Consider the following 2,083-nt stretch of genomic DNA (forward strand, 5'->3'; position numbering starts at 1 on the left):
TCACCGGCCGATTGACGTACTGTCACGGTAACCAAGGGGCCAACATGACTCTCGTCGACATGGGAATTCCTGGCGTGGACAGGTTCCCGCCAGGGACGCATCTCTGCGCTCTCTACTCCGGCCCGGCGGAACGGGACGACATCCTGTTCCCCTTCCTACGCGAGGGCCTTCGGCACGGGGACACCTGCCTGTGCTTCATCGACGGTGTCGAGCCCGGCGCCGTGCGTGCCCGGGCGATCAGCGAGGCCGGCGTCGCGGACCCACCGGCGGACCGGTTCGACGTGCGCCCGGCGTCGGACGTCTACCTGGAGTCAGGGACGTTCTCGGTCGAGCGCATGACGTCGGTGCTCACGGACAACCTCGACGAGGTGGTCGCCGGGGGCGCGGGACTGCTGCGGGCAACCGGGGAGATGCCGTGGCCCGGGGTGCAGTTGCAACCTCACGGGGCCGATGACTTCTTCGTCTACGAGTCGGCCCTCAACGACGTCGTGCGCAAGAAGCCAGCGGTGTTCATGTGCATGTACGACCTGCAGCGCTTCGGGCTCGACATGCTCGTCGCCGTGCTCAAGACCCACCCCATCGTGCTGCTGGACCGAACGGTCCTCGACAACCCGCACTTCCTGACCAGTGCGGAGTACGACACCGAGGTGGCAAGCCGTGACGACAGGCCACCCCTGGGCGCTGAGCCCGCAGGCACGGGCGCGCCGGACCCGTGGCTGTCGCTCACCCCGAGCGAGATGCGGGTCGCCGGGTTCGTCTCCAGAGGTCTGATCAACAAGGACATCGCCCAGCAGCTGTTCGTGTCGCCGCACACCGTCGATGCGCACCTGAAGCACATCTACACCAAGCTCGGCATCCACTCCCGGGTCGAGCTGACCGTTCTGGCGATGCAGCACCACGTCCGCGCGGCCTGACCGGGGGGGAATCCGGCATGTCCGGTGTACCCCGTTCACGGGATGCGGGTGACGACGTGCGCCCGAGAGCATGACGGTGACAGGTGCCCGGGGCAGCGCCACTCTGCGGCGGCCTGCTGCAGGGGGCGCACCCCTCAACTCAAGGAGCCCGACCGATGTTGACCAAAGCCCTCCTCGTACGTCTCGAAGCACTGCCTGGCAAGGAGGCCGAGCTCGCAGACTTCCTCACCCAGGCGCGGTCGATCGTGATGGAGGAGCCAGGCACCGTCGCCTGGTTCGCCATTCAGTTCGGGCCCTCGACGTTCGGCGTGTACGACGTGTTCCCCGACGACGACGCCCGGGACGCCCACCTCGCCGGCGGCGTGGGCCAGGCCCTCGGACCCAACACCGGCGTCCTGTTCTCCGAGCCGCAGATCGAGAAGATCGACATCCTGGCCGACAAGATCCCGGGCTAGCGGACCCAGCCTCCGGACCCAGCCTCGGTCCCGGTTGTTGCGTGCCCCGTGTGCACACGGGGCCACGGTCATGGAGCGGACGACGAGATTCGAACTCGCGACATCGACCTTGGGAAGGTCGCGCTCTACCAACTGAGCTACGTCCGCATGCGTCGGTCTCCCGAAGCGTGGCCGATGTTAGCGGATGGGCTCGAGGGCCGGGCGCTTCGGCTCGACGGTGTCGCCGGAGGAGCGGCCCGTGACGCGCCGGTGCACCCACGGCGCGACGTGCGTGCGGGCCCACGCCAGGTTGGCCTGACGCTGCTCCCGAGCGGAGAGCACGGGCAGCTCGATCGGCGGGAGCGGTTCGAGGGCGTGCGGGACGTGCAGTGCGTCGAGCACCGCCATCGCGATCCGCTGGTGGCCCACGGGGTTGAGGTGCAGGCGGTCCTCGTCGAAGACCTCGGCGTGCGCCCAGCCCCGCATCCGCCACATGTCGACGACCGTGGCGTCGTGGCTCTCGGCGATCTCGCGCACCCACTCGTTGAAGATCGCGAACCGGCCGCGCATCAACCGGAAGACGCCGCTGTCGCGCGGGTCGGCGATGGTGAACATGACGACATGGGCGCCCGACGCCTTCAACCGCCCGACGGCCGCGTCGTAGTCGGCCGCGAGGGCGTCGAGGTCGACCTTCGGCCGGAGCACGTCGTTGCCGCCACCATGGATCGTGACGAG

Annotated in this window: 3 protein-coding genes and 1 tRNA gene; 2 read left to right on the forward strand and 2 right to left on the reverse strand. The window is 68.7% G+C overall.

What is annotated here, in order from left to right; all coding sequences use genetic code 11:
* Positions 1–44 precede the first annotated feature (44 nt).
* Together ACOADB_RS22715 and ACOADB_RS22720 are read left to right on the forward strand one after the other, a co-directional pair.
* Complete coding sequence (locus ACOADB_RS22715) at positions 45–914, forward strand: MEDS domain-containing protein (RefSeq protein WP_378604008.1); 870 nt, start codon at positions 45–47, stop codon at positions 912–914.
* Between the two features lie 155 nt (positions 915–1,069).
* Entirely contained in the window at positions 1,070–1,369 is a 300-nt protein-coding gene (locus ACOADB_RS22720; RefSeq protein WP_378604012.1) for a putative quinol monooxygenase, read from the forward strand.
* 71 nt (positions 1,370–1,440) lie between these two features.
* Here ACOADB_RS22720 and ACOADB_RS22725 read toward each other — a convergent pair.
* Together ACOADB_RS22725 and ACOADB_RS22730 are read right to left on the reverse strand one after the other, a co-directional pair.
* A tRNA-Gly gene (locus ACOADB_RS22725) sits at positions 1,441–1,516 on the reverse strand.
* Between the two features lie 30 nt (positions 1,517–1,546).
* Positions 1,547–2,083, reverse strand: a 537-nt coding sequence (locus ACOADB_RS22730) for a GDSL-type esterase/lipase family protein (RefSeq protein ID WP_378604015.1), incomplete at its 5' end; no start/stop codon positions are given.

Source organism: Nocardioides sp. CPCC 206348 (assembly GCF_048654705.1).
In the GTDB taxonomy this organism is placed as follows: domain Bacteria; phylum Actinomycetota; class Actinomycetes; order Propionibacteriales; family Nocardioidaceae; genus Nocardioides.

Excerpts from the sequence above, each read along its gene's own strand:
- ACOADB_RS22715 (WP_378604008.1), top strand. The coding sequence starts at position 45 with ATGACTCTCGTCGACATGGGAATTCCTGGCGTGGACAGGTTCCCGCCA.
- ACOADB_RS22720 (WP_378604012.1), top strand. The coding sequence starts at position 1,070 with ATGTTGACCAAAGCCCTCCTCGTACGTCTCGAAGCACTGCCTGGCAAG.